Origin of the sequence: Rhizobium sp. IBUN (genome assembly GCF_000510625.1) — a bacterium.
In the GTDB taxonomy this organism is placed as follows: Bacteria; Pseudomonadota; Alphaproteobacteria; order Rhizobiales; family Rhizobiaceae; genus Rhizobium; species Rhizobium altiplani.
On sequence record NZ_AZNV01000027.1, the window covers coordinates 16500 to 39179 of the forward strand.

A 22680-nucleotide genomic window follows, 5' to 3' on the forward strand; every position below is an offset into this window, starting at 1 on the left:
CGCCTCTCCTCTGTCTCTTCGACACAAGGGGATGCCGACGTTCGGCCGCGCCGAGGAGCACAGCTTACATGGCAGACAAGATGCTTATCGACGCGTCTCACGAGGAAGAGACGCGCGTTGTTGTCGTTCGCGGAAACCGCATAGAAGAATTTGACTTCGAGTCACAGCACAAGAAGCAGATCCGCGGCAACATCTACCTCGCAAAGGTAACGAGGGTTGAACCCTCGCTGCAGGCCGCGTTCGTTGATTACGGCGGCAACCGGCACGGCTTTTTGGCCTTTGCCGAAATTCACCCCGACTACTACCAGATCCCGCTTGCCGATCGTCAGGCCCTGCTTCGCGCCGAAGCCGAAGAGCATCGCCGCGACGACGACGTCGAACACGTCGAGACGGCGCCGGTCGATCTCTCCACCCAGGAACAGCCCGACGTTGGCGTAGCCGCAACTGCCGAAGCGCCGGCAGCAGAAGCCGCTCCCGAAGAAGACGCTGCCGTAGCAACCGAAACGGTCGAGGCCGTTGCGGAAGTCGCCGAGGAAGCACCCGTCAAGAAGCCAAAGCCCCGCCGCAGCCGCAAGAAGGTGGCGCCGGCGGCTGAAGCGCCTGCCAACGACGAGGCTGCCAGCGAAGCCACCGCCGACAACGACGATGAAGGCTCGTCGGGCAACGAGATGGCCGCAATGGTCGAAACCGACTCGATCTCCGAAGAGGTCGACGCCCGCCGCCGCAGCGATGACGACGATGACGACGATCACGACCACGAAGAGGAAGTGATCGAATCCGTCGGCGCCGAAGACGCCATGGAGGAGGTTCCCGATCGCGTCCAGCGCAAGCCGCGCAAGCAATATCGTATCCAGGAAGTCATCAAGCGCCGCCAGATCCTGCTGGTGCAGGTGGCAAAGGAAGAGCGTGGCAACAAGGGCGCTGCCCTGACGACCTATCTTTCGCTGGCCGGTCGCTACTCAGTCCTCATGCCGAACACGGCGCGTGGCGGCGGCATCTCCCGCAAGATCACCAATCCGCAGGACCGCAAGCGCCTGAAGGAAATCGCGCGTATGCTCGAAGTGCCGCAGGGCATGGGCGTCATCCTGCGCACCGCCGGCGCGAATCGAACCAAGGTCGAGGTCAAGCGCGACTTCGAATATCTGATGCGCCTGTGGGAGAACGTCCGCACGCTGACGCTTCAGTCGACCGCTCCCTGCCTCGTGTATGAGGAAGGCTCGCTCATCAAGCGCTCGATCCGTGACCTCTACAACAAGGATATCGGCGAGATCATCGTTGCCGGCGAGGAAGGCTATCGTGAAGCGAAAGACTTCATGAAGATGTTGATGCCGAGCCACGCCAAGGTGGTTCAGCCCTATCGCGACATCCACCCGATCTTCTCGCGCTCCGGCATTGAGGCTCAGCTCGACCGCATGCTGCAGCCGCAGGTAACGCTGAAGTCGGGCGGCTACCTGATCATGAACCAGACCGAAGCGCTGGTTTCGATCGACGTCAACTCCGGCCGCTCGACGCGCGAGCACTCGATCGAGGACACTGCTCTGCAGACCAACCTCGAAGCGGCGGAAGAAATCGCCCGCCAGCTTCGTCTGCGCGACCTTGCCGGCCTGATCGTCATCGACTTCATTGACATGGAAGAAAAGCGCAACAACCGCGCTGTCGAGAAGAAGCTGAAGGAATGCCTGAAGAACGATCGCGCGCGCATTCAGGTCGGCCGTATCTCGCATTTCGGTCTTCTGGAAATGTCGCGCCAGCGCATCCGCGCATCCGTTCTTGAATCAACGACGCAGGTCTGCTCGCATTGCGGCGGTACCGGCCACGTCCGTTCGCAGTCCTCCGTTGCGCTGCATGTCCTGCGCGGCATCGAGGAGTACCTGCTCAAGAATACCACGCACAACATCACGGTTCGCACGACGCCTGATATTGCCCTGTACCTGCTCAATCACAAGCGGCAGACGATCGTCGACTACGAAGCCCGCTTCGGTGTGTCGATCATTATCGATGCGGATGGCTCGGTCGGCTCGCAGCACTTTGCGATCGACCGCGGCGAGCCGGTCGAGAACCCGGTCAAGATCGAAACCCTGTTCAACTTTGCTGCCATCCCCGATGACGAAGACGACGATATCGTGGTCGAAGTCGACGAGGAGGAAGAAGAGGAACTGGAGGCCAAGCCGGCCGCAGCCGAACGTCCAGCGCAGCGCGCCGAAGGCGATGGCGAGGGCCGCAAGCGCAAGCGTCGCCGTCGTCGTCGCGGCCGCAACGGCAATGGCGAGGCGGTTGCTGCCGACAGCGTTTCGGGTGACGCAGTGGAAGGCGACCAGATCGACAGCGATGACGAGGAAGAAGGTGACGAAGGCGTTGCCGCCACCTCGGAAACGCGTGACGAAGGTGATGAGAGCCAGCGCCGCAAGCGCCGCCGTCGCGGCAAGCGCGGCGGCCGCCGCAACCGCGAGGAAGGTGGCGAGCAGGAGGCTTCTGCAGCGGAAGCGGCAGATGACGATGCCGAAGATGGCGAGACGGAAGTGACCACCGTCGAGGTGATCGAAGCCGCCGCCGAGAAAGCAGTCGAAGCTCAGCCGGCGATGGTCGCTGTTGAAGCGGGCGCCTCGGTTACGGAAGACATAAAGCCGAAGCGTGCACGTCGCAGCCGCAAGGCATCTCCGGTCGAAGAGCCTGTCGTTGAAGAAGCGACGGAGGCAGCACCCGCGGCTGAAGCTGAGATCGAGGCTGCATCCGCAGACCTGGCTACGCCCGCAGTCGAAGAAGCGAAGCCTGTGCGCGCCAACAGGGAGTCGAACATCTCCTCGTCTGAACCAACGGTTAAATCGACGCGCAGCGATGCTGCTGAGACCGAAGGCGACGGCAAGCCGAAGAAAGCTGGCTGGTGGCAGCGCCGCGGTTTTTTCTAAGATTGATTTTCGGCGATAAGTAAAAGGATCCGGCTGCGGCGACGCAGCCGGATTTTTTTATACTCTCGGCGACGGCTGTTTCACCCGGATACGGAGCGGCTTGCCTTCGACATTGTTCATGTCGAACGACTTCGTCTTTTGACGAGGTCGCTTAGCTTCCGGAAGCCATATGTCCGCGGATCGAAGTCCGACGCCAGATTTGCGAGCTGCGCTCCAACTGCACCGAGCGATACCCATCCATCTTCACTCTCCATCTGAGCGATGACCTTCTTGATGACGGGCGTCGCTTCGCTCGGTTGGCGTAGCGAGCGCTTTGCGTGGCCTCGCTGCCGTTTGATGTGACCGTGGGCACCAGGTTTTCGGTATGGATGAATCGACGGCATGCCTGACGAAAACTCTCTTGTGTCTTCTGCTCACCAAACCCGAAAACATCGATGCCCTGCTCGCGGATCCGCGAGGCAAGTCGGGTAAGGTCGCTGTCCGAGGATACAAGACAAAAGCCGTCGAAACGGCCACTGTGCAGCAGGTCCATGGCGTCAATGACAAGAGTAATATCGGAAGCGTTCTTGCCCGTCGCGTGTGCGAATTGCTGTTGAGGGACTATTGCGCGTCGCGCCAGCACGTCGTTCCACGCTTTTGAGCTAGCACTGGTGAAGTCGCCATAAATGCGCCGAACACTTGCCTCGCCGATCTTGGCTATCTCCTCGAATAAGCCAGCAGCGATCTTTGCGGAAGTGTTGTCGCGTCAATAAGTACGGCAAGTCGGGGCGAGCGGGGTTCGGGCATAAACGGCTCCAGTCCCTCATGATAGATCCGACGTCCACCATCAACGAACTGACCATTTTTTGCAACCAGTAGTAATGACATCGGTAAACAACACGTCGACGGCCTCAAAGGAGGCTGGCGCCATTTGCCATCGGATGCCTGACGTTCGAACGCGACTCTCGCTGATCCCGGCGACGCGTCTTAGTCCCGCTCGGCAATCATGGTCTCGTGCGGATACTCTCCGTAGAAGCCCCGCCAATTGGCGACCGCGAAACCAAAAACCACCAGCGCTCCCGCCTGATGGAGCAGCCCCCAATGAAGCGGGACCTGCAGCAGCAAGGTCGCGATGCCAATCGCCGCCTGTATTGTCACCAGAACAAACAGGACGACGGCGCGCCGGGCATGCGTCGTGGAGGGCGCTGCGGTCAGAGCTATGATCATGTTGATCAGCGTCAGCGCAAAAAGGGTGTAGGCGCCCAGCCGATGAATGAACTGCACGGTCTTGGGGTTCTCGAAGAAATTGATCCAGGCCGGTTGCTGGATCAGCAGATCCGAGGGCACGAGGGCACCATCCATCAACGGCCAGGTATTATAGGTAAAGCCGGCGTCGAGGCCTGCGACGAGCGCGCCGAGGTAGATCTGGAATAGCGCAAACGCCACGATGGCGCCCGCCCAGACATGCGAGCCTTGTGTGGGCGCCTTGTCATCGGAGTGAGGGGAAAGCCCTCGCATGATCCACATGCAGGACGCGAAGATAAGACAAGCCATGATCAGGTGCGTTGCCAACCTGTATTGGCTGACGTCGGTTCGGACGGAGAGTCCTGACGACACCATCCACCAGCCGATCGCACCCTGCAGTCCACCCAGCATGAGAATTCCGAAGAGCGGCCAGCGCAGCCGTCTCTCCACTTTTCCCGCCAGCCAGAAATAGAGCAGCGGCAGCGCAAAGATGACACCAATGCCACGTGCGATCAGGCGATGGGCCCACTCCCACCAAAAGATGCCCTTGAACTCGTCGACAGTCATTCCGCTGTTCATCTGCTGAAACTCGGGAATGCGCTGATAGAGTTTGAATTCCTCGTCCCATTCCGCAGCGCTAAGAGGCGGAATGACACCGTGAATCGGCTTCCATTCGGTGATGGAAAGCCCCGAATTCGTGAGCCGGGTGGCTCCACCGATGATCACAAGACAGAACAGCGCCAAGAGCACAAAGCCCAGCCAAATGCGAACGGCCCGGCGATTGCCATCCTGCCGGCGTATCTCACGCAGTATTTGCTGTTCGGTGCTCAAGTTCGCGATCGCCATGGCTGCTCCTTACTTCCGGTAGTTGATTTGCCTGAGCGGCTCATGCAAAACAAGCCCCGAACCTTTGCGGCATGCCGTCGCGGCAATCGGAACACCAGTTTGAAAGATATTTGATGCCTGTCCGCCTCCGCAAATTCATCGGTACGATCCTGATCGTCGTGCTCGTGCTTGCCTATGCGCTGCTCGCAAACACGATCGCGGTCGCCACGCTCGGTGATGCGCCATGGTGGGGTCAGCTCCTGTACTTTTTCCTGACCGGCCTACTGTGGGTGCTGCCCGCGATGGTCATCATCAAATGGATGGCCGGGCCGAAGCAGCAGTGATCCGTTAACGACGGGATAACCGTGATCGACGGAAAGCAAGGTTTAGCGCCGCTCATAAACCAAATGGACGTTCCGTTGGACTATTCTTCGCGCCTGCAAGTCAGTCCGGAGAAAATCAGTGCAGGCGCAGAAGCTTCCTGTTTCAGATAGGGCGCACCATTCAACGGAACCCGACGCCGGTATTTCCGAATGGCTGGCGTCGGATGCGCAGCTTGCTGTGGCAGAACTCGATATCACCGTCCTGGATAGCTTGGCGCCGCTGGAAGCGGTTTGGCGCGCACTCGATCGCGACAATCTGAATTCTCTTCATCAAGGCTATGACTGGTGCATGGCGTGGACCAAGGCCTTCGGACGCCAACTGTCGATAGTCTGGGGCAGGATTGGCGGAGAGACTGCATTCATTCTACCGCTAGAGATAACCAGCTTTCATGGCTTCCGGACCGCCAGATTCATCGGCGCCGATCACAGCAACATCAACACCGGCCTCTTCTCAACACGCTTCATTGAACTTGCCGACAATCTGGAGCCTCAAAAGCTTGCGATGTCTCTGCGCCGTGCTCTGGCCGGACGGACCGATCTTCTGCTGCTGCAGAATGTTCCGTTGGAATGGCGCGGCCGACGCAATCCCCTGGCATTATTGCCGATGGTCCAGAACCAGAATCACGCCTACCAGCTTCCACTTCTCGACAAGATGGAGTCGACGCTTCAACAGGTGAACGCCAAGGGCCGACGCAAGAGGTTCCGGGCGCAGCTGCGGCGTTTTGAGGCGCTCGGTGGCTTCGACTACATCTCCAGCGGCACCCCGGATGAACAACACCAGTTGCTCGATCGCTTCTTCGAACAGAAACGTGAGCGTCTCAAGGCGCTCGGGTTGCCTGACGTATTTGCAGACCCGGAGACCAAAGCGTTCCTGCACGGCGCCATCGACATCCGCGACCGCGACGGCCGGATGGTGGGACTGGAAATGCACGCAATCCGCCTGAAGGGCGAGCATGCCGGCCGCATCGCCGCACTCGCCGGTCTTTCTCGCAAAGGCGACCACATCATCTGCCAGTTCACCGCCTTCGATGAAAGTGCGGCGCCGGAGACGAGCCCTGGCGAGTTCCTGTTTTGGCAGATGGTCGCCGCCCAGCACGGCAAGGGCGTCAGACTGTTCGATTTCGGCCTTGGCGACCAGAGATACAAACGCTCGTGGGCGCCTGTAAAGACTGAGCACCATGACGTCGTTCTACCGCTTTCGCTTCGCGGCAGCGTGGGTGCCTTAATGCACCGGGCCATCACGCGCGGCAAAGGCTTCATCAAGTCTCAACAGAAGCTATACGTCGTGGCCCAGCGCCTGCGCCGTGTCATCGGCGTATGATTAGGCGGCACGCCGCGAAACTGGGTTCTCGATGGACCCGCTGCTATCGGACATCAGAACGACGCGTTCATAACCGGCGGCTTCGAACTCGGTCATGACAGTCACGAACTCCTGCTCGACGATCTCAGGCATCGAGAGAATGATCTCGACATCCTTGCTTTGAGTCAGCCTGGAAACGCCGGCCACGTCGGCGGCACCGCATTCCACCATCACCAAATCATAGGCCGAGATCAAAGCGTCCAGCAGCAGAGACAGGCGATCGGCACCGCGCATTGCCCGGCGCGGATCGCTGATGCCCTGCGGAATGAAATGCGCGTCTGAGCGGCTGTCGCCGTGCATCGTATCGCCGAAGGCTGCATCGCCGCAGAGCAGATCGGTTATGCCGAGCATCTTGCTGTCCTCAGCCATGAGGTCTGTCGGCAGACCGGAGCCGGTCATGTCGACCAGAATGACCCGCGAGCCATCCTCAGCCAACTTTCGCACGAGGGACACGGTTGCCGCCGAGCCGTCGTCGCCGGTCGGAGAAATGGAGATCGCCAGAGGCGCCCTGCTGCCTCGAAGGTACTCCGCGACGGATGCAATCGAGAATTCGTTTGTTTCAACGATTTTCTCGTCCTCAGCCTGTTCGGCCACCGGCTCGTCGTCTGCGGGTGTGGCCAACAAGCTCGGTGTAGCCACGCGATTGACGGAGCCGGTAGTCGCTGATTGAGGTTCCTCATCATCGCGCCCTTCCTCTTCGCTCAGCCCAACGGGGCGGAGCGCCCGGCCGCTGAAGAGTTCGGCGAGCATGATCACGATGGACGTCATGATGAAAGTTGCGAAGGCGGCGACGATGACGATCGGCAGAACCTTCGGGAAATAAGGATCGACGGGCTGTACGGCCTTCGACACGATGCGTGCGTCGGCCGGGCTTGAGTTCTTGTCGGCGCGCGATGCCGCCTCCCGGTATCGAGAGAGATAGGTCTCCAGAAGCTGGCGCTGCGCCGTCGCTTCACGCGTCAAGGCGTTGAGGCCAACCTCGTCTTCGCCGGCCCGGGCGCTGTTTGCCTTCAGACTGTCGGCCTGCTGCTCCAGTTCCTTTTGGCGAACAGCAGCGACCTTCGCTTCGTTTTCGATGCTTGCAAGGATCTTCTGCGTCTCCTGGCGAATCTGGACCTTGATATCCGAAAGCTGCGCGCGAAGGCTCTTGAGGCGGGGATGGTTGTTGAGCAATGACGTCTGCAGGTCGGATATCTGCGACCGCAACCCCGACTCCGTGCTCTTCAGTCGCTGGATCGACTGAGACGACATGATGTCCTGCAGCGCGTCGGACGGCTCACCTGACGAGAGAGCATTGCGGACGGATTGGGCGCGCGCCTCAGCGTTTGCGCGATCTCCCCGGACCCGGGTGAGCTCAGCCGAAATGTCGTTCAATTGCTGTGTCGCGAAATTCGAGCCGCCGTTGGTCGGAAGCAGTCCGTGCTCAGCACGGTATTCTGCCACCTTCTGCTCTGCGTCATTGACCTTCTGGCGGAGGTTTTCGATCTCGGGCTCCAGCCAGCGCGTCGCCTCGGAATTCGAATCCAGCTTGGCGCCGCTCTGCGTGGCGAGATAGACCGCCGCCATCGCGTTCGGAATTGTCGCCGCGAGCTTGGGATCCTTCGAAGTAAAGGTAATGCCGATCACCCGCGATCCCGGCACCTGATAGACTTGCAGCCGCTCGGTGAAAGCGTCGATCACGCGCTCTTCGGGGGGATTTTCATATGGATTCTTCTTGAGGTGAAGGGCTACCAGGATGTCGGTGAGCGCCGAGCCATTCGCGGCAGCGTCGAATTCCGGCAAATCGTAGAGCTTCTGGCCGTTGATGACCTGCTTGATGAGATCCGCGGACTGCAGCAGCTGCACCTGGCTTGCAATGTTGAGCTCGTCCAGCAACGGACCAGCATTGGTGTCGTTCACCTGCGCATTGGCGAAAGCAGGAGCACGCGGCTCGATCAGGATGCGCGTTTCGCTTCGGTATTTGGGGGAGATCATCTTGGCGCTCGTGAAGGCGACCCCTGCCCCCAACGCAGTAATCGCCAAAACCTTTAGCCGGCGCGCCCAGACGGCGCGGACCAATTGTCCGAGATCGATGTCCACATCCTGATTACCCGATACGCCGGACATGCTGGTACTCCGAGAACAAACGTGGCCGCGAGGGTAAATGACTATAGTAACCCAACGGTTAATGCTTGCTCGGGCAATCCCGGCGACACGTCGACTGGCCGGAGCCAAAAAAATCGGCGCTTTTTACCGACCATTAACCCTAACGGATTGATAACGGCTGAGACCTATTTCGTTTTCCGATGAGCAGACGCGATGCCTTTCGCACAGCCCAAGTTCTTGATGGCTCTGAGCCTCGCCGCCATGACTGCGGTCGTGAGCGGCTGCAATAGCTACAAACCTGCCCCCCAGGCTTTCAATCAGGCGACGATCCAGCCCTATTCGCTTGATAGCGGCGACCGGCTGCGCATTACTGTGTTCGACCAGCCAAGCATGACCAACACTTATACGATCGACCAGGCCGGCTATATCGCCTTCCCGCTCATCGGGCAGGTGCCGGCTCGTGGACGGACGCTGCAGCAGTTGTCGGGCCAGATCGCGCAGAAACTAAGACAGGGTTACCTGCGGGACCCCGACGTCACGATCGATGTCGACCGCTACCGCTCGATCTTCGTTATGGGCGAAGTCGGCCAATCCGGACAATACGCCTACGTTCCGGGAATGACGGTGCAGAATGCCGTTGCCATTGCCGGCGGCTTTACGTCGCGCGCCAACCAGGGCGCTGTCGACGTAACCCGAAAGGTCAATGGGCAAGTGATCACAGGGCGCGTCAACATCTCTTCGGCGATCGTCGCCGGCGACACGATCTACGTTCGCGAACGACTGTTCTGATCCTCGATGACCGAACAGCGACCCCTCCGCATCCTCCATTGCTTCAGATCACCGGTCGGCGGAATCTTCCGCCACGTCCGCGATCTGGTGTTGGAGCACAGCAAGGCGGGACACGAAGTCGGCATTCTTTGCGACAGCTCAACGGGCGGCGAGCATGAAGACCGCTTGTTCGACGAGATTCGTCCCTACTTGGCGATGGGATTGACCCGCATGCCCATGCGGCGGCACGTCAGCCTCTCCGACATCGGAGTGATCTGGGATACGTACAAGAATATTAAAAGTTTGCGGCCGGATGTGCTGCACGGTCACGGCGCCAAAGGCGGTGTGCTCGCGCGGCTTGCCGGCTCAGCCTTGCGGGTAAACAGGTATCGCGTAGCCCGCCTCTATACTGCGCATGGTGGAAGCCTGCATTATTCTCCGAGGTCGCTCGTAGGGCAATTCGTGCTCCGCATGGAGCGTCTGCAGGAGTACTTCACGGACGCCCTCGTCTTCATCTGCGAGTACGAGCGCGAAGCCTATACGAGGAAGGTCGGGCGGCCTCGAACGGAAACGCGGCTGATCTACAATGGACTTGCGGAGCGCGATTTCGAGCTCATCCCAACCCGTTCGGATGCCGTTCATTACATCTACGTCGGCATGCTGCGGGACCTAAAGGGTCCCGATCTCTTTGTGGAGGCCTTCGCGAAGGCGGAGCGCATTCTCGGACGCCCACTTTCGGCCGTGATGGTCGGCGACGGGCCCGAGCGCGACAAATACCGAGACATGATGATCGAGCGTGGTTTGGGCAAGCGCATCAGCATGCTGCCGGCGATGCGCGTTCAGCAGGCGTTCGCGATGTCACAGAACCTTGTCGTTCCGTCGCGCGCCGAAGCCATGCCGTACATCGTGCTCGAGGGTCTCGGCGCCGGGAAGACCATCATCGCAACTCGCGTCGGCGGAATTCCCGAAGCCCTGGGCAGAGACAGCCCTGCCCTCGCCAACCCCGAGGATCCCGACGATCTTGCGCGCGCCATGGCGGATGCGATCCGCATCCCGGGCTGGCATGATACGGCGATGCCGTCGATGGAACAGGTGAGGTCGGTCTTCTCGGCCTCGATCATGGCCAACGATGTCCTGAAATTGTACCACGACCTCCTGGACCCGCAATCGAAGCAAGCTATTGCTCTTGCTTCGTAAAAGTTTTCTTAGGGGCTTTCTGCTATTGCCGGCGTGATAACCAGCGGCGGTAGCCTCATGAACAAGGCAGAGAAAAGCGAGCAGTTTGACCTGGAAGCACTGCGGAAGCAGGTTTCCGACATCCATCGACGCGACGAAGGGGTGGATGAAACGGTTCAGCCGGAGCCGATCAACGCCTATGCCCGTCAGATCGCCGAGCAATTCAGCACTGGAAACCGCTCGCCGGCCATCATCATCGGTCAGTTCCGACTTTTTGAATTCGCCTCACAGTTTCTCGTCGGGTTGCTTGCATTCCTCATCTGGCCCGGGAACGGGGGCGAAACCCTTGCAGGGCGGGCGATCGCTGCCATTGTTGTTGCGGCACTCCTCGTCAGTGCGCTCCAGACGGCCGACACCTACTCCATACCAGCGCTCCGCGCCCGTATGCGCCTGCTGCCGCGAGTCCTTGCCGTGTGGGCATCCGTCTTCCTGATTGTCACGGCTGCAAGCGTACTCTCCGGCAACATCGGCTGGGCACAGCCGCAAGCATATCTTGCGTGGTTCATTGCCGGCGCAATCGTCCTCCTCGCTGCTCGCTTGCTGACCGCCTACGGTATCCGCAATTGGTCACGCAATGGCATCATGGAGCGCCGCGCGGTGATCGTCGGTGGCGGGGCACCGGCCAAGGAGCTGATCCGCATTCTCGAGCAGCAACCCGACAACGACATCCGGATCTGTGGCATTTTCGACGACCGCGGCGAGAAACGGTCGCCGATCATGGTCGCCGGCTATCCGAAGCTCGGAACGGTCGCCGAACTGGTCGAGTTTGTGCGCATTACCCGCATCGACATGCTGATCATTTCTCTGCCGCTTAGCGCGGAGGCCCGCATCCTACAGCTGCTGAAGAAGCTTTGGGTGCTGCCGGTCGACATTCGCCTAGCCGCGCACGCAAATCGCCTGCGCTTTCGCCCGCGTGCCTATTCGCACATCGGGTCTGTCCCGATGCTCGATATCTTCAACAAGCCGATCCGGGACTGGGACTCGGTTGCCAAGCGCTGCTTCGATATTGTCTTTACGCTGCTTGCCCTGGCACTCCTCTGGCCGATCATGCTTGCAACGGCGATCGCCATCAAGGTCACCTCGAAGGGGCCGGTCTTCTTCATGCAGAACCGTCATGGCTTCAACAACGAGATCATCAGGATCTTCAAGTTTCGCTCAATGTATGCCGACAAGGGTGACCCCACCGGACGTGCCGCGGTCACCAAGGGCGATCCACGCGTCACACCCGTCGGACGCTTCATCCGCAAGAGCTCGATCGATGAACTGCCGCAGCTTTTCAACGTGTTGAAGGGTGACATTTCGCTGGTTGGCCCGCGCCCACATGCCATTCTGGCCCAGGCGAAGGACCGCCTCTTCGGCGACGTCGTGGAAGGCTATTTCGCACGTCATCGCGTGAAGCCCGGGGTGACGGGTTGGGCGCAGATCAACGGCTGGCGCGGCGAGGTCGATCACGACGACAAAATTAAGTTCCGGACCGCCTACGACCTCTACTATATCGAGAACTGGTCGCTCTGGTTCGATCTGAAAATCCTGTTCCTCACGCCCTTCCGCTTGTTCAATACGGAAAACGCCTATTGAACTCGGCCTCGGCGACACATCTTCGCGTTGCTCAACCGCAACGAGCAACGTTGCGGCTGATCGGTTCGGCGATGGTCGCCTTTGGTGTCTTTCTCTCCGGCTTCGTTATCGATGAGCCGGCGCCCTACGAGTTGTGGATGGCCGCCCTTCTCGGCATCTGGTTCATCCTCGGTCTCAGGATTTCACGCTTCACAGCGCCGCTGCTTGCCCTGCTGCTTGCCTTCAACGTCGGCGGCATGCTCTCGCTGACCCAGATGAAGGACCTCGGGACCGGGCCAATGTATGTCGCGGTCTCGACGTTCCTCGCATTGACTGCGATCTTCTATGCCGCGATCGTCGAGGACAGCCCGCGGCGCCTGCCGCTCATCTTCAATGCCTGGGCGTTCGCCGCCGTTATCACCTCCCTGCTCGGAATACTCGGCTATTTTCACGCCTTCCCCGGCGCGGAGGTCTTCACGCTCTACGACCGTGCCAAGGGCGCCTTCCAGGACCCGAACGTATTCGGCCCATTCCTGATCCCGCCATCCCTCTACCTTGTCCACGGCATTCTTGTCGGCAATCTGAGGACGTCGCCGATCAAAGCAATAGCGCTCTTGATCCTGGCACTGGGCGTCTTCTTGTCGTTCTCGCGTGCGGCCTGGGGCCTCTTTGCTGCCGGGATTCTTCTGCTGATCTTCTGCATGCTGCTCAAGGAACGCAGCGGCGCATTTCGACTGCGCATCCTGATCCTGTCGCTTGCGGCGATCATGTTGCTGGTTGCGTCGCTGGTCGTCGCGTTGCAGTTCCCGAAGGTCAGTGCGCTCTTTTCGACGCGCGCCCAGCTCGTGCAGCAGTATGACGGTGAACACCTCGGTCGCTTCGAGCGCCACCGCATCGGCTTCACAATGATGATGGAGCGACCACTCGGAATCGGTCCGCTGGTCTTCGGCGCGATGTTTCCTGAGGATGAGCACAATGTCTGGCTGAAATCGCTGACGAGCTACGGCTGGCTTGGCTTTGTCAGCTACGTCACCATGCTCTGCTGGACAATCTATCTCGGGTTCAGGAACCTGCTCAAGGACCGCCCCTGGCAGCCCTATCTGATGATCGCGTGGATCGGAGTGCTAGGGCATGTGGCAATCGGCAATGTCATTGACATCGATCACTGGCGACATGTCTACCTGCTTTTTGGTGTGGTCTGGGGCTGCGCCGCGCTGGAACAGCGCCATAGACGCAATGGTGCTGCACATCGGGCTTGCGAACGAGCACCGACGCGCTAGTGTTTGATTCATGATCACAGCGACACAAATGCGCGGCGCCCGCGCGATGACCGGGATGAGCATCGAGCAACTGGCAACTGCCTCAGGTCTGCCCGCTGCCACCATCGAAATAATGGAGCGCGATGAGCAGGAAGGCGAGCCGCATGCGCTGCTCGCGGTCAAGCAAGCGCTGGAGGCGGCGGGCATCATCTTCATCGCCAGCGGCAACCATGACGAAGGCGGACCGGGCGTCCGGCTGCGAGCGCGTACCGGGATCGACGAAGGGATCCGCCCGGAAAATCTCAACGCGGCAAACGACGACTAGTCGGGCGCTCTTCAGGTTCCGAAATTACAAGTAAGCCCTTGCGAGGGCGGCAAGCTTGCCCTTGTCCCTGACACCCTGTCGGTAGAGCTGGATCAGGAGCGCGCCGATGACTTCGGCAGCCGGTGTATCGCGCGCAAGTCCCCTGTCCCGGCAGACATCGTCAAGTACTCCGGACAGGAGGTCTAGATCATCCGAGAAAAGTGGCAGGTCACGTGGAAGAACTGGGGATTTAAGCATCACGCCACAGGTTCCATGAGGGCTAATGACACCACTAGCATTGACGTCGACCGCCCATCCATAGCCGACGATGCGGGCACTATGCGCCCGAGCCGGTGATTTATCAACCGAACATTTCCAACGGAAACATTTATGTGAACGGCATATTTCAGGCCGGATTGATGGTCGACTTCCGCGTCAATTTTTCAGTCGCTCCAAGGCAAGCTGCGAATAGATCGAGTCCTCGATGATGACCCTTGCGCCGACCTTTACGAGATAGGTCTCGGCGAGGTCCGTCAGTGCCAGTGCGACTTCGTGTTCCGACCAGCCCGACGATATGGCCTTCTCGACCAGAGCCTCGAAGGACTCCGCCAGAGCTTCCCGGCATGTTTCGCTTGCCTCGCGGTTGGCCATGGGTCATCCACCAACAGTTGTCGAATATATATTACATGAAACTAATAATTATTTCGAGTTATTAAGAAAAATTTCTATCAGCGATATATCCGTGCGGACCCGACATCAGAAACACTGACAGGAAAAGGGCAACTGCGTCGCAGTTGATTCTCGGCAAGGCTAGCCATGAAAGAGAGATCACCATCGGCTGCTGGGGGTGCCGAAGGTTACTTTGTAAATGGTCGGGGCGACTGGACTCGAACCAGCGACCCCTTGACCCCCAGTCAAGTGCGCTACCGGGCTGCGCTACGCCCCGACCTGCCGAAACGGCCTGATCCTGTTAGTATTTTGGAATTTCCGGCGCAAGGGAAAAATCATGCAGGAGGAATAAAAAGGAACGAAAGCCGGGGATAGGTGGGCTTGCAACAGAAGTTCCACGGTCAGTTCCGCTGCCGTCCGTGAGACCTGCGTCTCACAGCAAATCAGGCCAGCGAGCGCCTTTTGCATGTCGGCAATCAAATATGTGCGGTCCCTCCGATAAAAAAATGCGCGCACTCAGAGTGGCGATCGCAATCGAAACGCTTGCCGGCAGTGACGAAAGGCTTTGAACGCGAAGCTTGGCTAGAGGCAAAGAGAGTCACAAACTTCTGAATTGCAAGTAGCCTGTTTCGGACCCCGGCTCACAGTTCCCATCGAGATACGTCGAAATACTGGCTTGATTTAGCAACTACTAGAAGAGACTTTCTTGGCGGGGGCCTGTCGTTTGGCGCCCTCGTGGGGGAGCACATGAAGAGAATCATGATCGCCGGCCTTTTGTTACTTAGTTCCTGCGGGAGCGTCACTCAGCAGACAATCCCGTATGCCCTCTCGGAGGGCGAGGTTTCTGCCATTCAGAACACAGTTCGAAGCTATCTCAAGGATCCCTCCAGTGCGAGGTTCAAGAGCATGATGGCGGCACAGAGACAGCCCGGGATCGTCTATGTTTGCGGCATAGTGGACTCCAAGAACAAGGCCGGTGCCTTTACTGGCGGAGAGCCCTTCGCCGGTGTTTTGAGAAACACAAGCGCGACTGGAAGAGCGGCTTTTTCGTTTACCCTGACCGCCCAAGGCAGCGCACAAACAAACTTCAACAATCTGTGCCGGCAGAATGGGGTCGTGAGCTGACGCTTGTCCGCTGAGCGTCTCCTGACATCACCCAGCTGGTCAGCTCGTTGGAGTTTACATTTCTGCTCGACATCAAATCGAGGCATCGTGCCCGTTTATGGTTGCCTGGATCGTTTGCTTTGTGTCTGCTCAGGCCCGCCAAAGGCGAATTCTTGCCAAGAGGAAAATCCGACGATGAAGACGCTACGGACAATAGCCATTGCGATTCTGAGCTCGGCGTGCATAAGCGCAGCGCAACCACCAACTACTACCGGCGATTTTGGCTCCCAGACGCTCGCTCTCATCAATTCGTATAGGGCCAGCCGTGGACTGTCTCCCCTGGCCGCGAATGGCACTTTGAAAGCCCTGGCGCAGCAGCATAGCCGCTACCAGGCAGCTCGGCGAAGCATGAGCCATGATGGTTTCCGCCAGAGATCGGCTCAAGCCAGAGCCGCTGGACTTAGTGTGGTATGTTCAGAAAATGTCGCCATGGGGTATACGACACCGCAGCAGCTTTTTGCTGGCTGGAGGCGTTCCTGGGGCCATAACACGAATCTGCTTCGACCTAATCTGCGATACGCGGGAGTGGCCACTGTCGGAGGCTACTCGACTTTCTTCGCTTGCCAGTAGCATCATCTCGATTTTGATTTTTGCCAACGCCGGGAAATGTCAGTACTCGGTCGTGGTCAAAAACGCTTGCTCGATCGCCCCCCCGCGAATAAGAGACCTCGGAAACGCAAGACTTTGGATAAGACCATGCAGATTGAGATCCCCTGCCCCAAATGCAGGAACACCCGAATGAAATTCGAGCGGCCCGAACCGCTCGACACCGATATCCTTACCTGCTTCACCTGCGGACATGAATTGGGGACGCTGGGTTCGGTAAAGGCAAAAATGATTGCTGCTTTCGAGCGCATGAAGAAACAGGCGCAGCAACAGCGCAAGCACTAGCGCGCTATCTGACCAGCGCAACGCGCCCGTCTGGGCCGGTGTCGACACGCCACTCCCGATAGTCGGAGATCGAAAAGTGCGGCGTTGCGAACGGCGTCGTATGCGTCTCGGTGATGACTGTCACATCCGCGCCCGCCGCTTCGCCTGCGAGAATTCCGGCAACGGCATCTTCGAACACCAGGCATTTCGTCGGATCGACTCCGAGGCGCTTGGCCCCCAGCAGGTAGCACTCCGGGCTCGGTTTCCCGGCTACCACTTCTTCACCGCTCACCATCGCCACGGGCGTCGGAATGCCTGCGGCGGCCATGCGCCGCCGGGCGAGTTCGATCGGTGCCGAGGTTACGATCGCCCACTTTGCCGGTGGAATGCTGTTCAGGAAATCGATCGCGCCGGGGATCGAGACGATACCTCCAACGTCCTCCATCTCCTCCTTCAGTAGCTGCTTTGCCTCATACTCCGGATCGACGCCTGGCAACGCCAGCTGGCGAATGACGTCGGAGGCGCGAATGCCATGGATCGTCTTGAGGAAAACCTCTGGCTCGAGGCCATGCCGCATAGCCCATTCCGTCCAGACGCGTTCGACCACCGCGATCGAGTTCAAGAGCGTGCCATCCATATCGAACAGGAAGGCGTCATAGAATTTGCCGGGAACGGAATGATACGCGGTCACGAAGGTTTCCTTGGTACTGACTGGAATTACGCTCGCCGCCGACTACGATGCGTTTGGCAGAGGCCGTCCGAACGCGCGGGCGATGCTTCACTAACTAAGCCATCGAGGCGCTCCGGTAAATTGGATCAGCGAACTTGATCCAACAGGCGCTTGCATTCGAGGAGATCGTAGAGTGCTTCCTGAAGCAGCGCTCGATCCTCCTTGCCGACGCTCGACTTGCCGATCGAGATTTCCGGGGATTCTTCATCGCCACCGCCGAAATTGAAGAAGCGGCGTGTGATCGGCGGCTTCGCGCGGCCAACCACCTGATCCTCCTCGGACATTCCGACCCGTGGCTCGGCCGCATCACCGCCCTCCTGCGGGCCGCCCGTCAGCGCCTGGACGCTGGCGAGATCGCCATGCCCGATGGAGATGACAAACTTGTTGCCGTTGGTCTTCAGAAGTTTCTGCACGCCCTTGATGGTGTAGCCGTGATCATAGAGCAGGTGGCGAATGCCCTTCAGAAGATCAATATCCTCGGGCCTGTAGTAGCGGCGGCCGCCGCCGCGTTTCATCGGTTTGATCTGAGGAAACCGAGTTTCCCAGAAGCGCAGGACATGCTGTGGAAGGTCTAGGTCGTCCGCCACCTCGCTGATGGTGCGGAACGCATCGGGGCTCTTATCCAACATCCTTACTCCCTACGCGGTCTCGGGGTGCGCCGCGCGTCTGTTCGGCTGACAAGGCGCAGCTGTGTCTCACGAACGTCAGAACCGAGCCGCGACTCATCATATTTCAACGGTTTGACGCCGCGAATTCAAGTCACGTCTTGAATACCGCACAGATCGTTCAGGGAAGATTGCAGGTTATTGTCGTCGACCGAGAGGAACCTCCCTCTCCTCAGCCCGATCAGGAAGCCGGATTTGCGGCCTTCTGCTTGGTCTTGCGCAGAGTATGCGCCTTGAGGATCCGCGTCTTCAAGACATTGGAGGCCTTGAAGGTCATGACGCGTCGGGGAGAAATCGGTACTTCCTCGCCAGTCTTCGGATTGCGGCCGATGCGCTCATTCTTGTCGCGCACCTGGAACGTCGCAAAAGAGGAGAGCTTGACGGTTTCGCCGCGAACAATCGCGTTACAAATCTCGTCAATGACAGTTTCCACGAGCTCAGCAGATTCGGTTCTTGAAAGACCGACCTTACGAAAAACTGATTCCGCCAGGTCTGCTCGCGTCACTGTCTTTCCGGTCATGGTTTCCCCGCCCATTTGCCAATTATATTATGAAAGCGGACAAAGAGTATTTGTCTTGCGCCTCACGGTCAAGCTCTTGTTCGTCGGTAGTTTTTTGGATTTTCGGGTTACCAGCGCAGGAGTGCTGCGCCCCAGGTGAAGCCGCCGCCCATCGCTTCCAACATCACCAGATCGCCTTCCTTGATCCGGCCGTCGCCAGCGGCCGTGGCCAGCGCGAGCGGAATCGAGGCGGCAGACGTGTTGCCGTGGAGATCAACCGTAATGACTACTTTCTCAGGTGCGATATGCAACTTCTTGGCGGAACCGTCGATGATACGGCGATTGGCCTGGTGTGGCACGAGCCAGTCGAGATCGTCGGCGGTCGTTCCCGTGGCGTCGAAGGCGGCCTGAATGACGTCAGTGATCATGCCGACTGCATATTTGAAGACTTCGCGGCCCTCCATGCGCAGCTTGCCAACCGTGCCGGTCGTCGAGGGACCGCCATCCACATAGAGCTTCTCCTTGTGGGAGCCATCGGAACGCAGGTGCGCCGTCAGCACGCCACGATCAGTGGTCGTGCCCTTGCCCTCGGCAGCCTCCAGCACGATCGCCCCGGCGCCATCGCCAAAGAGGACACAGGTCGTGCGATCGTTCCAGTCGAGAATGCGCGAGAAGGTCTCGGCGCCGATTACCAGCACGCGCCTGGCAAGACCGCCCCTGATAAAGGCGTCGGCCGTTGTCACAGCATAGACGAAGCCTGTGCAGACGGCCTGTACGTCGAACGCAAAGCCATGGTGCATGCCCAGGCGGTTCTGGATATTGACGGCAGTCGCCGGGAATGTGTTGTCGGGCGTCGAGGTGGCACAGATGATTAGATCGATATCAGCTGGCGTCAGGCCGGCCTTGTCGAGCGCAGCACGCGCCGCAGCTTCGCCGAGCGACGATGTCGTCTCGCCCTCGCCCGCGATGTAGCGTTGGCGAATGCCCGTACGCTGGACAATCCATTCGTCCGATGTGTCCACGACATCTTCCATGTCGCGATTGGTCATAACGCGTTTCGGAAGTGCGGCTCCGAACCCGCGAACAACTGAACGGATCATATTGCTTAAACCCCGTCGCTCATGCGGCTTCCGGCCCGATCGGGGGCAGCCGCTTGGCATGATACTTTTGAAGATCGTTTTCTATTTTCTGATTGAGGCCATTCTTGGCCATGTCGTAGCCGACCTCGATGGCGGCAGCGATGCCTTCGGCATTGGCGCCGCCATGGCTCTTGATGACGACGCCGTTGAGGCCGAGGAAGACGCCGCCGTTCACACGGCTCGGATCCATCTTTTCGCGCAGCATGTCGAAGGCGCCCTTGGCGAAGAAGTAGCCGATCTTGGCAAGCAGCGTGCGCGACATTGCAGCGCGCAGATACTCACCGATCTGCCGCGCTGTACCTTCGGCCGCCTTCAAAGCAATATTGCCAGAGAAGCCTTCGGTCACGACGACGTCGACGGTACCCTTCCCCAGGTCGTTGCCTTCGACGAAGCCATAGTACTCGAGCGAGTCGATGTTGGCCTCACGGAGCAGGCGCCCCGCTTCCTTCACCTCTTCCTGGCCCTTGATCTCTTCGACCCCGACATTCAGCAGGCCAATCGACGGACGCTCGATCTCGAACAGCGCACGGGCCATTGCCCCGCCCATGAGCGCGAAATCCATCAACTGCTGCGAATCCGCGCCGATCGTCGCGCCCACGTCGAGAACGATGCTCTCGCCCTTCAAGGTGGGCCAGATGGCAGCGATCGCCGGCCGCTCGATATTGGCCATCGTACGCAGACAGAACTTGGCCATCGCCATCAGCGCGCCGGTATTGCCGGCCGACACCGCGACGTCGGCTTCCTTCGTCTTCACCGCTTCGATCGTCCGCCACATGGTGGAGATATAGCGACCGCGACGGAGCGCCTGGCTCGGCTTCTCGTCCATGCGGACGGCCAGCTCGCAGTCGTGGAAAACGGTCTTTTCCTTGAGCTTCGGAAACCTGTCGAGAACCGGCTCGCACTGTTCCTTCAATCCATACATCACGAAGAAAATATCGGGATGTCTTTCCAGTGCCTTGGCGGCGCCGGGGATGACAACCTGGGGACCAAAGTCGCCACCCATGAGGTCGATAGAAATTCTGATCACGCGTCCCTGATCCTTGTTTTTCGCCTCCGGCGGGCGAAATTTCGGCCAAAATACCGGTTTTCCCGTCGCTTACAACTGAATTGTGTCAAATCCCCAACGGGGTTCAGTCCTTTTTCCAATCCTTCAGCACGGCGAAGGCAGACGGCTTTTTATCGTTCTCTCCAGTGTCTTCTATGTGACCGGAGAACTCCACACCGGGCTTGCGCGGATAGGGATCGATCGCAAGAGCAGCGAATTCCGTAACCACCTCACCTGCGTCAATCGTATCGCCGGTGAAGCTTTCGGGAAGGTCCGGGCCATCGGGGTCCAGCACCATTTCGCCGGCATCATTGGCGGGCCGGCGCGCAAGCTTGGAATTCTCCGGCACGAAGATCTGCTCGAAGCTCTCGTCGATCTCCGATGGGACCGGATCGAGGGTCACGACGCAGGACTGAACGATGTTGGCACGCACCCTGCCCTTGATGCGCACACCATCCCGCTTCCACCGACCGATCTGGAGGTCAGCACCAAAGCTGTCCACCGATAGGACACTCCAACTGTCCGCAAGGGCTGCCAATTCGCGCTTGTCGGCCTCCAGATGCACCTCGACAGGATTGGCCGATATATGACCGACATTTACGAGATAGGAGAACGGAACGTCGTCTCTTTTGTTTTTCATCGTCTCTTCCTCACGCTACCTTCGGAAGTGTCGCCGAGCCTGTCGCTATGACGTCCTCCGACTGCGACAAAAGATGGTCTTCGGCAACAAACATCCAGTCCGCGAGACCGCGCATATCCACCGGCTCATTCGCCTTCGGATGAATGTTTCGCACGAGCGCCGCAGCGAGTCCTTCGGCATCCCTGGTGTCCATCGCCTTGGCGTAGGCCTCCAGGCGGCCATAGAACATGCCGGCCAGCTTCTTCATGCGTTTGGGAACCGTGTTGTCACCGATCCCCAATTCACGGATGGAGTAGTCGATATCCTGGAAGAAGGCGTCGACGATTTCCTGCGCGATCTCCTGGCCGCTCGTTCCGGAGGTTCGTGTGCGCCGGAAGAAGAGGATCATCACCGCCGAGAGCATCTCGAAACGCCCCATCACCGTATCCGGGACATTCAAGCGCTCATAGAATTCCGGCATCCGTGCGGCCGACGTCAGTGCCTGATATTGCCGATCTACGATTACCTGGTTGTTGTTTTTCTTGCCAAAGAGCCCGAAGATCATCGTTTTTTCCGGAAAGGCCTCATTCTGGGCGCCAAGCGGCGTCCGGCCTTGTTGCATGATTTCGAAAGCTGGTTTACCGAAGCAGGCGCGAATTGCAATGCCGAAGGTGGCCACTTTCGGGACAGCACCCCTTCTGTCCGCATGAGCCAACGGGATGTCTCTCCCCGGAATGGCCACAATGGTTTTGCATCAGCGATCTGAGGCCGGTGGCTGCCATTCATAATTTTAGGGAGTAGATGTCGTTGACGAAACGGTATTTCAAGTCTGACAAAAAATTCCTCAGCAATGCCGCTATTGCCATCATGATCGCCTCCGCCGGACTTTCAGGCTGCCAGACACAAACCGTCCTCAACGGTGGATATGTCGCCGACGAGCAGTCGCTGAATCTCGTCCCAGTAGGATCGAGCCGCGAGCAGGTTCTCCTATCCCTCGGCACCCCGTCCACGACGGCGACGTTCGATGGCGAAGTCTTCTACTACATCTCGCAGCGCCGCGAGCGCTCCATGGCCTTCCAGAAGCTGAAGGTGGTCGATCAGAGCGTGCTGGCGATCTATTTCGACAAGGACGGCATCGTTACGCGCCGTGCGAACTACACCCTCAAGGACGGCAAAATTTTCGATACGATTACCCGCGTCACCCCGACGGGCGGCAAGGACTTCACCTTCCTACAACAGCTGCTATCGGGCGGCAGCGCGGCGAACGCTGCGAAGGGCCTCTTCGGTGGCGGCACCTCGCAGCCGGCCTCGCCGCAGAACCCGGCCAGCCTCCGCTAAAGCGGGAGCGAACTCTCAAAGAAAAACCCGCCGGA

At 59.1% G+C, this 22680-nt stretch carries 23 protein-coding genes, 1 tRNA gene and 1 pseudogene; 12 read left to right on the plus strand and 13 right to left on the minus strand.

Annotated elements, in window-relative coordinates:
* Positions 1–68 precede the first annotated feature (68 nt).
* A complete protein-coding gene (locus RHIBUN_RS0122190) occupies positions 69–2906 on the plus strand; it encodes a ribonuclease E/G (protein ID WP_025661210.1) in 2838 nt (945 codons plus the stop codon).
* A 57-nt stretch (positions 2907–2963) separates the two neighbouring features.
* On the opposite strand, the pseudogene RHIBUN_RS33740 reads toward RHIBUN_RS0122190, so the two are convergent.
* Together RHIBUN_RS33740 and RHIBUN_RS0122205 are read right to left on the minus strand one after the other, a co-directional pair.
* Positions 2964–3692: pseudogene (locus RHIBUN_RS33740) on the minus strand (NYN domain-containing protein).
* Positions 3693–3872: 180 nt separating this feature from the next.
* Positions 3873–4976 (minus strand): COX15/CtaA family protein, encoded by a 1104-nt coding sequence (locus RHIBUN_RS0122205; RefSeq protein WP_025661213.1) that lies wholly within the window; start codon positions 4974–4976, stop codon positions 3873–3875.
* 113 nt (positions 4977–5089) lie between these two features.
* Here RHIBUN_RS0122205 and RHIBUN_RS0122210 point away from each other — a divergent pair, with 113 nt between their 5' ends.
* Together RHIBUN_RS0122210 and RHIBUN_RS0122215 are read left to right on the plus strand one after the other, a co-directional pair.
* A complete protein-coding gene (locus RHIBUN_RS0122210; RefSeq protein WP_018116394.1) occupies positions 5090–5299 on the plus strand; it encodes a DUF2842 domain-containing protein in 210 nt (69 codons plus the stop codon).
* 118 nt (positions 5300–5417) lie between these two features.
* Positions 5418–6659, plus strand: a complete 1242-nt coding sequence (locus RHIBUN_RS0122215; RefSeq protein WP_025661214.1) for a GNAT family N-acetyltransferase — start codon at positions 5418–5420, stop codon at positions 6657–6659.
* On the opposite strand, the gene RHIBUN_RS0122220 is transcribed toward RHIBUN_RS0122215, so the two are convergent.
* Positions 6660–8804: a Wzz/FepE/Etk N-terminal domain-containing protein gene (locus RHIBUN_RS0122220; protein ID WP_025661215.1), complete on the minus strand. Its 2145-nt coding sequence runs from the start codon at positions 8802–8804 to the stop codon at positions 6660–6662.
* 192 nt (positions 8805–8996) lie between these two features.
* Between RHIBUN_RS0122220 and RHIBUN_RS0122225 the strand changes: the two genes are divergently transcribed.
* From RHIBUN_RS0122225 to RHIBUN_RS0122245, 5 genes are read left to right on the plus strand one after another with little or no spacing between them, the layout of a single operon-like run.
* Positions 8997–9572: a polysaccharide biosynthesis/export family protein gene (locus RHIBUN_RS0122225; RefSeq protein WP_025661216.1), complete on the plus strand. Its 576-nt coding sequence runs from the start codon at positions 8997–8999 to the stop codon at positions 9570–9572.
* Positions 9573–9578: 6 nt separating this feature from the next.
* A complete protein-coding gene (locus RHIBUN_RS0122230) occupies positions 9579–10748 on the plus strand; it encodes a glycosyltransferase family 4 protein (RefSeq protein WP_018116398.1) in 1170 nt (389 codons plus the stop codon).
* 57 nt (positions 10749–10805) lie between these two features.
* Entirely contained in the window at positions 10806–12365 is a 1560-nt protein-coding gene (locus RHIBUN_RS0122235; protein ID WP_025661217.1) for an undecaprenyl-phosphate glucose phosphotransferase, read from the plus strand.
* Entirely contained in the window at positions 12362–13624 is a 1263-nt protein-coding gene (locus RHIBUN_RS0122240; RefSeq protein WP_025661218.1) for an O-antigen ligase family protein, read from the plus strand. The genes RHIBUN_RS0122235 and RHIBUN_RS0122240 overlap by 4 nt, the downstream gene beginning before the upstream one ends.
* Positions 13625–13634: 10 nt before the next feature.
* Positions 13635–13928, plus strand: coding sequence for a DNA-binding protein (locus tag RHIBUN_RS0122245; RefSeq protein WP_025661219.1), 294 nt, complete (start codon positions 13635–13637; stop codon positions 13926–13928).
* A 24-nt stretch (positions 13929–13952) separates the two neighbouring features.
* Here RHIBUN_RS0122245 and RHIBUN_RS0122250 read toward each other — a convergent pair whose 3' ends face one another.
* The 3 genes from RHIBUN_RS0122250 to RHIBUN_RS0122260 form a co-directional block, all read right to left on the minus strand.
* Complete coding sequence (locus RHIBUN_RS0122250) at positions 13953–14165, minus strand: hypothetical protein (RefSeq protein ID WP_018859824.1); 213 nt, start codon at positions 14163–14165, stop codon at positions 13953–13955.
* Positions 14166–14342: 177 nt separating this feature from the next.
* Entirely contained in the window at positions 14343–14558 is a 216-nt protein-coding gene (locus RHIBUN_RS0122255; RefSeq protein ID WP_025661220.1) for a hypothetical protein, read from the minus strand.
* 218 nt (positions 14559–14776) lie between these two features.
* Positions 14777–14853, minus strand: a tRNA-Pro gene (locus RHIBUN_RS0122260).
* Between the two features lie 470 nt (positions 14854–15323).
* Between RHIBUN_RS0122260 and RHIBUN_RS0122270 the strand changes: the two genes are divergently transcribed.
* The 3 genes from RHIBUN_RS0122270 (at position 15324) to RHIBUN_RS36495 (ending at position 16631) form a co-directional block, all read left to right on the plus strand.
* On the plus strand, positions 15324–15701 hold the full coding sequence (locus RHIBUN_RS0122270) for a hypothetical protein (protein WP_025661222.1): 378 nt from the start codon (positions 15324–15326) through the stop codon (positions 15699–15701).
* Between the two features lie 174 nt (positions 15702–15875).
* Entirely contained in the window at positions 15876–16310 is a 435-nt protein-coding gene (locus RHIBUN_RS35590) for a CAP domain-containing protein (protein ID WP_084659777.1), read from the plus strand.
* Positions 16311–16436: 126 nt separating this feature from the next.
* Positions 16437–16631, plus strand: a complete 195-nt coding sequence (locus RHIBUN_RS36495; RefSeq protein ID WP_156932737.1) for a hypothetical protein — start codon at positions 16437–16439, stop codon at positions 16629–16631.
* Between the two features lie 4 nt (positions 16632–16635).
* Here RHIBUN_RS36495 and RHIBUN_RS0122280 read toward each other — a convergent pair whose 3' ends face one another.
* The 7 genes from RHIBUN_RS0122280 to RHIBUN_RS0122310 form a co-directional block, all read right to left on the minus strand.
* Positions 16636–17301: an HAD family hydrolase gene (locus tag RHIBUN_RS0122280; RefSeq protein ID WP_025661223.1), complete on the minus strand. Its 666-nt coding sequence runs from the start codon at positions 17299–17301 to the stop codon at positions 16636–16638.
* Between the two features lie 125 nt (positions 17302–17426).
* The gene (locus tag RHIBUN_RS0122285) at positions 17427–17969 is read right to left on the minus strand and encodes a MerR family transcriptional regulator (RefSeq protein WP_018116346.1); all 543 of its coding nucleotides are present in this window, start codon (positions 17967–17969) and stop codon (positions 17427–17429) included.
* A 217-nt stretch (positions 17970–18186) separates the two neighbouring features.
* Complete coding sequence (locus RHIBUN_RS0122290; RefSeq protein WP_007531489.1) at positions 18187–18525, minus strand: integration host factor subunit alpha; 339 nt, start codon at positions 18523–18525, stop codon at positions 18187–18189.
* Between the two features lie 107 nt (positions 18526–18632).
* Complete coding sequence (locus RHIBUN_RS0122295) at positions 18633–19604, minus strand: beta-ketoacyl-ACP synthase III (protein WP_025661224.1); 972 nt, start codon at positions 19602–19604, stop codon at positions 18633–18635.
* Positions 19605–19623: 19 nt separating this feature from the next.
* Positions 19624–20670, minus strand: coding sequence for a phosphate acyltransferase PlsX (gene plsX / locus RHIBUN_RS0122300; protein WP_025661225.1), 1047 nt, complete (start codon positions 20668–20670; stop codon positions 19624–19626).
* A gap of 103 nt (positions 20671–20773) precedes the next feature.
* Positions 20774–21328 carry a DUF177 domain-containing protein gene (locus RHIBUN_RS0122305; RefSeq protein ID WP_018116898.1) on the minus strand — a complete coding sequence of 185 codons (555 nt, stop codon included), beginning with the start codon at positions 21326–21328 and terminating at the stop codon, positions 20774–20776.
* 10 nt (positions 21329–21338) lie between these two features.
* On the minus strand, positions 21339–21929 hold the full coding sequence (locus RHIBUN_RS0122310; RefSeq protein WP_192304347.1) for a ubiquinol-cytochrome C chaperone family protein: 591 nt from the start codon (positions 21927–21929) through the stop codon (positions 21339–21341).
* 179 nt (positions 21930–22108) lie between these two features.
* On the opposite strand from RHIBUN_RS0122310, the gene RHIBUN_RS0122315 reads away from it, so the two are divergent.
* Positions 22109–22645, plus strand: coding sequence for an outer membrane protein assembly factor BamE (locus RHIBUN_RS0122315; RefSeq protein ID WP_018116900.1), 537 nt, complete (start codon positions 22109–22111; stop codon positions 22643–22645).
* The last annotated feature ends 35 nt before the right edge of the window (positions 22646–22680 follow it).

Bases quoted from the DNA above. Each gene is read 5' to 3' on its own strand.
- RHIBUN_RS0122315 (WP_018116900.1), top strand. From the start codon at position 22,109: ATGTCGTTGACGAAACGGTATTTCAAGTCTGACAAAAAATTCCTCAGC.
- RHIBUN_RS0122230 (WP_018116398.1), top strand. From the start codon at position 9,579: ATGACCGAACAGCGACCCCTCCGCATCCTCCATTGCTTCAGATCACCG.
- RHIBUN_RS0122255 (WP_025661220.1), bottom strand. From the start codon at position 14,558: ATGGCCAACCGCGAGGCAAGCGAAACATGCCGGGAAGCTCTGGCGGAG.
- RHIBUN_RS0122205 (WP_025661213.1), bottom strand. From the start codon at position 4,976: ATGGCGATCGCGAACTTGAGCACCGAACAGCAAATACTGCGTGAGATA.
- RHIBUN_RS0122245 (WP_025661219.1), top strand. From the start codon at position 13,635: ATGATCACAGCGACACAAATGCGCGGCGCCCGCGCGATGACCGGGATG.
- RHIBUN_RS0122210 (WP_018116394.1), top strand. From the start codon at position 5,090: ATGCCTGTCCGCCTCCGCAAATTCATCGGTACGATCCTGATCGTCGTG.
- RHIBUN_RS35590 (WP_084659777.1), top strand. From the start codon at position 15,876: ATGAAGACGCTACGGACAATAGCCATTGCGATTCTGAGCTCGGCGTGC.
- RHIBUN_RS0122270 (WP_025661222.1), top strand. From the start codon at position 15,324: ATGAAGAGAATCATGATCGCCGGCCTTTTGTTACTTAGTTCCTGCGGG.
- RHIBUN_RS0122310 (WP_192304347.1), bottom strand. From the start codon at position 21,929: ATGCAACAAGGCCGGACGCCGCTTGGCGCCCAGAATGAGGCCTTTCCG.
- RHIBUN_RS0122285 (WP_018116346.1), bottom strand. From the start codon at position 17,969: ATGTTGGATAAGAGCCCCGATGCGTTCCGCACCATCAGCGAGGTGGCG.
- RHIBUN_RS36495 (WP_156932737.1), top strand. From the start codon at position 16,437: ATGCAGATTGAGATCCCCTGCCCCAAATGCAGGAACACCCGAATGAAA.
- RHIBUN_RS0122250 (WP_018859824.1), bottom strand. From the start codon at position 14,165: ATGCTTAAATCCCCAGTTCTTCCACGTGACCTGCCACTTTTCTCGGAT.
- RHIBUN_RS0122220 (WP_025661215.1), bottom strand. From the start codon at position 8,804: ATGTCCGGCGTATCGGGTAATCAGGATGTGGACATCGATCTCGGACAA.
- RHIBUN_RS0122305 (WP_018116898.1), bottom strand. From the start codon at position 21,328: ATGAAAAACAAAAGAGACGACGTTCCGTTCTCCTATCTCGTAAATGTC.
- RHIBUN_RS0122235 (WP_025661217.1), top strand. From the start codon at position 10,806: ATGAACAAGGCAGAGAAAAGCGAGCAGTTTGACCTGGAAGCACTGCGG.
- RHIBUN_RS0122290 (WP_007531489.1), bottom strand. From the start codon at position 18,525: ATGACCGGAAAGACAGTGACGCGAGCAGACCTGGCGGAATCAGTTTTT.
- RHIBUN_RS0122190 (WP_025661210.1), top strand. From the start codon at position 69: ATGGCAGACAAGATGCTTATCGACGCGTCTCACGAGGAAGAGACGCGC.
- RHIBUN_RS0122295 (WP_025661224.1), bottom strand. From the start codon at position 19,604: ATGATCCGTTCAGTTGTTCGCGGGTTCGGAGCCGCACTTCCGAAACGC.
- RHIBUN_RS0122225 (WP_025661216.1), top strand. From the start codon at position 8,997: ATGCCTTTCGCACAGCCCAAGTTCTTGATGGCTCTGAGCCTCGCCGCC.